This window comes from Maribacter sp. (genome assembly GCF_039968975.1).
Taxonomy (GTDB): Bacteria; Bacteroidota; Bacteroidia; order Flavobacteriales; family Flavobacteriaceae; genus Maribacter.
Genome location: NZ_JBDVOT010000199.1, coordinates 1 through 7,111, shown reverse-complemented (window position 1 = coordinate 7,111; position 7,111 = coordinate 1). Strand labels below are relative to the sequence as shown.

At 36.2% G+C, this 7,111-nt stretch carries 4 protein-coding genes; 3 read left to right on the top strand and 1 reads right to left on the bottom strand.

Annotation, left to right across the window (positions count from 1 at the left end; translation table 11 throughout):
• On the bottom strand, positions 1-1,171 hold a 1,171-nt coding region (locus ABJI11_RS13660), incomplete at its 3' end, for a trypsin-like peptidase domain-containing protein (RefSeq protein ID WP_348353275.1).
• Positions 1,172-1,545: 374 nt separating this feature from the next.
• On the opposite strand from ABJI11_RS13660, the gene ABJI11_RS13655 reads away from it, so the two are divergent.
• The 3 genes from ABJI11_RS13655 to ABJI11_RS13645 are packed head-to-tail and all read left to right on the top strand — an operon-like array spanning position 1,546 to position 6,923.
• Entirely contained in the window at positions 1,546-2,232 is a 687-nt protein-coding gene (locus ABJI11_RS13655; RefSeq protein WP_348353272.1) for a DUF2064 domain-containing protein, read from the top strand.
• A gap of 52 nt (positions 2,233-2,284) precedes the next feature.
• Positions 2,285-5,488 (top strand): SusC/RagA family TonB-linked outer membrane protein, encoded by a 3,204-nt coding sequence (locus ABJI11_RS13650; RefSeq protein ID WP_348353270.1) that lies wholly within the window; start codon positions 2,285-2,287, stop codon positions 5,486-5,488.
• Positions 5,489-5,498: 10 nt separating this feature from the next.
• Positions 5,499-6,923 (top strand): SusD/RagB family nutrient-binding outer membrane lipoprotein, encoded by a 1,425-nt coding sequence (locus tag ABJI11_RS13645; RefSeq protein WP_348353267.1) that lies wholly within the window; start codon positions 5,499-5,501, stop codon positions 6,921-6,923.
• Positions 6,924-7,111 lie beyond the last annotated feature (188 nt).

Genomic DNA, 7,111 nt, shown 5'->3' with positions numbered 1-7,111 from the left:
GTTCTTTTTCCTTTCCATTTCTATTGACAACAATAGCGACTTTATCACCAGGTCTTTTACCTGCTATAATTTCTTGAAGTCTTGGTGACGTACCTGTTTCTTTACCGTTTACGCTAACGATAATATCACCAGATTCCATACCTGCTAAATCTGCACCACTATCTTCACCTACTTGTTCTACCCAAACACCCTTGGTAAAGTCAACATCCTTTTCTTTCGCCAAGTTACTGTCCATTGTTCTAATAGTAACACCCAACATACCACGTTGCACGTTACCGAATTTTAGTAAATCTTCAACCACTTTGGTAACTATATTACTAGGTACTGCAAATCCGTAGCCTGTATATGTACCTGTAGTACTTGCTATGGCAGTATTGATACCAACAAGGTTTCCGTCTAAATTAACTAAAGCACCACCACTGTTACCAGGGTTAATAGCGGCATCTGTCTGTATAAAACTTTCTACCGCAAACTTATCTGTATTAATATGTATACTTCTTGCTTTAGCACTTACGATACCTGCTGTAACTGTAGAATTCAACCCTAAAGGGTTACCAACGGCCAATACCCACTCACCTACTTCTACATCATCTGAATTGACCAAAGACATCGTTTTTAAATTATCTGCTTTAATCTGTAACAAAGCTAAATCTGTAGTAGGGTCTGTACCAATAACCGTGGCTTTGTATGATTGATTGTTGTATAAAGTTACCTCAACTTCATCTGCATTATCAATTACATGATTATTAGTAACAATATACCCTTTGTCATTGATAATTACTCCTGATCCCGTACCGACCCTAGGTCTTGACTGCGCCCCGTTTGGAGATTGCCCCTTTAACATATCACCAAAAAACTCTTTAAATGGATCTGGCAATTCTCGAGCTCCTTGACTTTGGCTTGTGGATCCCGTTTGGGTAGATTTAATATGTACTACGGCATCTAAAACCTTTTCAGAGGTTTCCGTAAAATCCAAAGGCTTAATATTTCCTTCATTATCCTTTGTATACAAAGCTTGTGCCCCTGGTACAGATTCTACTACGGTTACCCCGCTAGTTTCTTTTACATCTTTTTTGTTAAATTGTATTACTCCGTAACTAACAACCAGAGCAATAACTGCTGAGGAGAAGTAAACCTTCCAAGCGCTGCTGTTATTTGTGTTTGATTTCATATGTATTTAAATTTTTATAATTCTTCTGATGTCCTAATTACAATACCTATGCCACGCATATTGCTGTCAATGCTAAAAAAAAATTAAAACTGATTGAAATTTTAAGGCTTTTTTTAGACTAACCAGTCTGTAACCTTAAATTTTTGCCAGATCTTAATAACAAATGTTGTAGATAAACTGAGTTTACAGTGAGTTTAAAGGTAAAATAAGTAAGGTGCTTTATAAATGTAAGATATAAAACCGACCACATGGTCTAAAACTGTCATTTTGACTTAAAGTAAGTATTTTCTTATGTTTTAATTTTAAGATTTTGCATTCTTGAAAAACCTTTGCTTTATTTTTACGTAAGTTTAACAACTAGAAAGATCAATCAATTGAATTCACTAAGTACTGCAATTTTGGTATTTGCCAATTCCGCCAAACAAGATTTGGCGAATAAGCATATACTTAGGGGTGAAGAATTATTTGATGTTTTAACTCGCTCTACGCTTAAAAAAGCGAAAAAAACGGGTTTACCCGTTTTCCACTTTTCAGATGAAGATCAAGTTGGTTCTTCTTTTGGTGAACGTTTTACTAATGCTATTGCCAGTGTTTTCAATAGCGGTTTTTCTAATATTATTACAATAGGTAATGACACTCCACATTTAAAAACACATCATCTTAAGCATACCGCACAACAATTAGCTAAGGGCAAGACCGTAATTGGACCTTCAATTGATGGTGGATTCTATTTGTTAGGACTTCAAAAATCTAACTTTGAGGCTTCTCAATTTCAAAATTTGCCTTGGCAACGCTTAGGCTTGTACCACCAAATTTCATTATGGTTACATGAAGATTCTTCAGAATTAATAAAATTACCCGTATTACAAGATTTGGATAACGAAAGGGATTTACATTCTATTCTATCTTTTTCTTCTGATTTATCATCGACACTTGTATTGTTGATTACCGATATTTTAAAAACTAACAGAAGTCTATACTACACTAACCAAAACTTCTCTACCCTATATCCTAATAGCTTTCCTTATAACAAGGGCTCACCTGTAGCTTCATTTATCTAAGACCCCCTTTATCCAATAGTTGGGTAAATGAAAACTCAGTCCAAAGCTATATATGAAACACTTTTTATTAGTGTTGACGGTGTTTATGATAAACATGGTCAATGCTCAAGAAACAATTACAGGTACTGTTACAGATACCGATGGAAATACAATACCATACGTTAACATTTTATTGTCTGGCACCGTAACGGGATCTACCACCAATGAAAATGGCGTGTATACTATAAATGTACCCAACCTTTCTGGCGCCATTGAATTTTCGGTTTTAGGCTTTGAAACTCAAATGGTCTCCATAAATAATAGACGTACCATTAATATTACCTTGGCAGATTCATCTGAAGTTTTAGATGAAGTGGTGTTGACGGCGTTAGGTTTAAAACGGGAAACAAAAGAATTAGGCTATGTAGTTCAAAGCTTAGATGCAAAAGGAGTTACAGAGGTAAAATCAGTGAATTTTTTAGACAATCTTTCTGGTAAACTAGCAGGTGTAACCATTAACCAAGGTGCTACCGGTGTTGGATCATCATCAAAAATTACTATTCGTGGCGAAGCCTCTTTCTCTAATAACAATCCGTTATTTGTTGTAGACGGAATACCTATAAACAATAACTCGGTCTTTAACTTTACTAATGAAGCTGCAGCCGGATTTCAAGAAATAGATTTTGGAAACGGCGCCATGGATGTTAACCCTGATGATATTGCAGAAGTATCTGTTTTAAAAGGACCAAGTGCGGCAGCTCTTTATGGTACAAGAGCATCAAACGGTGTTATTATCATAGAAACCAAAAGCGGCAAAAACTCAAAAGGTTTGGGCGTTAGTTACAACACCAGCTTTTTTGTGGATTCAGCGTTTCAATTGCCCGATTTTCAAAATGAATTTGGACAAGGTAATTCTGGTGAATTTGCTTTTGTAGATGGATTAGGTGGAGGAACAAATGACCTGATTACGTATAGCTGGGGACCACGTTTAGATGTCGGTAATCTTATTCCACAATATGACAGTCCCGTAACTTTAGCGGACGGCACCATTGTACGTGGTGGTGATACTGCCCTTTACAGCGGTATACCTATAACACCGACCGAGTTTAAGTCTAACCCCGATAATTTGAAAGACTTCTATGAAACAGGAACAACGCTAATTAATAATATCGCTATTTCTAACGGCTTCGACAAAGGGAGTTTTCGTCTTTCCTTTACCGATTTACGAAGCGAATCAATAATACCCGGAGTTAATCTAGACAGACAAACTATAGGTACACGGTTAAATTTTCAACCAATTGATAAGCTGCGCATCAATTCATCTATAAGCTATATTAATTCTAGTAGTGACAATAGACCGTCTAATGGCTATGGATCTGAAAATGCCAATTATTCATTAGTAGCTTGGGGTCCACGTTCGTTAAACATTGAAAACTTAAAAAACTACTGGCAACCAGGTTTAGAGGGCTTACAACAATATTCCTATAATTATACATTTTTTGATAATCCGTATTTCATTCTTAATGAAAACCGAAACTCTTTTAATAGGGACAGAGTTTTCGGAAATATTTCCGCTAGTTATGATATTACCGAACATGTTACGGCAACTATTAGAACCGGAATGGATTATTCAAGTGAATTACGCCAATTACAGAGAGCCTATAGTTCTAACAGATTTGTAAATGGTGGTTACGCAGAGCATGATGTATTTTTTAGGGAAATAAACACAGATTTTCTTTTAAATTACGCTAATCAATTCAATGATATAAGTGTAGATGTTTCCTTTGGCGGAAACAGATTAGATCAAAAAGCATTTACCTCGCAATCACAAACCACGAGTTTGGCACAGCCGGGTATCTTTAGACTATCTAATGCAGCTTCTCCTATAGAAGTGTTCGAATTTGAATCTAATAAACGAATCAACAGTTTTTATGGCTTGGCAAAATTTGGATATAAAGATTTCCTTTTCTTGGATATTACCGGCAGAAACGATTGGTCAAGCGCATTGGCAACTCCGTTTTCGGTAGATAACACCTCATTCTTTTATCCATCTTTTTCTAGTAGTTTTATACTATCAGAAGTGGTTGCATTACCTAAAGCCATCTCATTTGCAAAATTACGGGCAAGTTGGGCACAAGTTGGTAATGATACAGATCCGTACCAAACTACAGGTGCATTTGTAGCACAAACTCCTTTTAATGGGCAACCAACTTTTAGTAACTCAAACACCATCGCAAACGCAAATCTTCAACCAGAATTAACCTCCTCGTTTGAAGTAGGCGCAGACATACGGCTATTTGGTGACCAGGTCCGTTTTGATGTTTCTTATTATAATGCCTTGACTAAAGATCAAATCATTTCTTTGCCTATTGGTATATCTTCAGGTTATACCCAACAAGTAGTTAATGGTGGTGAAGTACGTTCTAAAGGTGTTGAGATTATACTTGGTTTATCGCCAGTAATCAGTCAAAATTTAAAATGGAGCAGTACTTTAAATTTTAGCACAAACAGGTCTACGGTAGAAAACTTACCACAAGATGAAGGGCGATTAACACTGGCATACTCCAGAATTTACGACAGTCAAAACCAAACGGTATTTTTACAAGCGGAAGAAGGTGGTCGTGTTGGTGACCTATATGGTACAGGATATTTAAAAAACGAAAATGGTGATTTTATCTTAACGGATGAAGGCAGGTACATACCAGACAATGAACTTCAGAAACTAGGGAATTATAACCCAGATTTTATGCTAGGCTTCAATAATCAATTCAATTACAAGAATTGGAACATGGGGTTCCTTTTCGATTGGCGACAAGGCGGAATCATTGTTTCCAGAACAAGAGCATTGGGTAATGTTGGTGGTCAATTGGCAGAGACGGCATATAGACCAGAAGAAGGCATTGTACCGGTAGGCGTAGTAAATACCGGCACTGCTGACAATCCTGTATATACTCCAAATACGGTTGCTGTTACGGCAGAAAGTTACTATCGTCAGTTTTATGACAGAAACCATGAAGAAAACAATACATATGATGCTTCTTTTTTAAAGCTACGTCAAGTATCCGTTGGTTATACGTTTGATAACCTTAGCCTGTTCAATTTAGATGCAACCTTGAATTTATCTTTAATTGGAAAAAACTTATTTGCAATAACCGAGAATCCACATTTTGACCCAGAGCAGTTAGCGGTGCAAGGACAAGGATTTATAAGTGGCGTTGAAGATATGTCATACGCCACCACCAGAAGTATAGGTTTTAAAGCCGGATTTAATTTTTAAGAAAAAGAAGATGAAACATATATATAACATTCTAATCTTATTATTGGTCGTTGGCTGTACCAAAGATTTTGAAGAAATTAATACAAACACCAACGATCCGGTTACCGTACAACCAAGTCTTTTGTTAAGACAGGTCATCTATGATTATGGTGAGCAAATGTCTTACGAAGGTTTTACGGCAGGTAACTTACTTGGTCAATACAGTACGGCTCTTGATTTTAACTTATTTGACAGGCATGATTTAAAATCTCCGCAATTAGGTGGTAATCCGTGGCCTATATTCTACCAGAATTTACGTGATAATGAAATTATACTGAATTTGTCTCAAGAGAATGCTGCTTATGCCGTTTATGAAGGTCCCGCAAGAATAATGAAGGCTTACATGGCGGCTGGCTTAACAGATTTATTTGGTGATGTCCCATATTCAGAAGCATTTAAAGGAGATACGCAAACCGTAACCCCTAACTATGACACTCAGGAGTCTATTTATATGGATGAAGGAGGAATATTTGACAACCTTGATAAAGGAATTTTAGCCATACAGAACTACTCAGGTACCATAGCGTTAGAAGGTGATATTTTATTTAATGGTGATTTAGACGGATGGATCCGTTTTGCAAACTCTTTAAAGATTAAATATCTAATGCGAGTTTCAGAGAAAATAGATATTGTCACTCAATTACAAAGCATATTTACAGAAGGAAATTTCATTGACCAGAATAGCGAAAATGCAATTTTCAACTTTACGGACGGAGAGCCAAATAGTTTTAGACTGGCACAACTTAGAGTTGGTGACTTCAATAATTATGTGCTTTCAGAAACAATGGAGGAAATTTTGACAGATTTAAATGATCCACGTATTGCACAATTGTATCAACCATTCGGTAATAGCACGAATGGCGAATATAATGGACTATTAAATGGGATTGATGCATCAGCAGGGGTATCGTTAGCAGATTACTCTCTGTTAGGGACTATTTTTAGAGAAAATACAGGGCTTTTAGATGCCAACTTCATGACCAGCATGGAAACGCACTTTTTATTAGCCGAAGCAGCACAAAAAGGTTTTATTACTGCAGATACAGAAACGCTTTATAATACGGGCGTAACACAAGCTTTTGCATACTGGCAAGTAGAACTACCAACTGATTACTTAGCAGTTGACGCAGCTTTAAATAATGGAGATGCATTAGAAAATATCATCACACAAAAATGGATAGCAAATAGTATAAACGGTTATGAGGGTTGGATTGAATATAGAAGAACAGGTTTTCCGCAATTGAAAACAATTTCTGCTAGTTTAAATAATAATTTAATTCCCATACGCATGCCTTATCCTGCTGAAGAAGAAGCATTAAATAATGCCAATTACACTGAAGCTTCTAGTAATACAGAAGGCAATAGTATTAATGTGCCCGTTTGGTGGAATGAGTAATAGAATTGGAAAGAAAAGAATATCTGAAATACCAGAAAATTGAGATTTAAAATAAATATATGACTGAAGTACAAATTTGGCAATGGGGATTAATAATAACATCAAGCTTGGTGTTATTTTTTCTTTCACCATTGGCAAAAGATACCAATCAATTTTTTAAGGCCGTACAAAAGAAGAAAGCACCCAAC

Coding starts and splice junctions, on each gene's coding strand:
- ABJI11_RS13650 (WP_348353270.1), top strand. CDS start 2,285: ATGAAACACTTTTTATTAGTGTTGACGGTGTTTATGATAAACATGGTC.
- ABJI11_RS13645 (WP_348353267.1), top strand. CDS start 5,499: ATGAAACATATATATAACATTCTAATCTTATTATTGGTCGTTGGCTGT.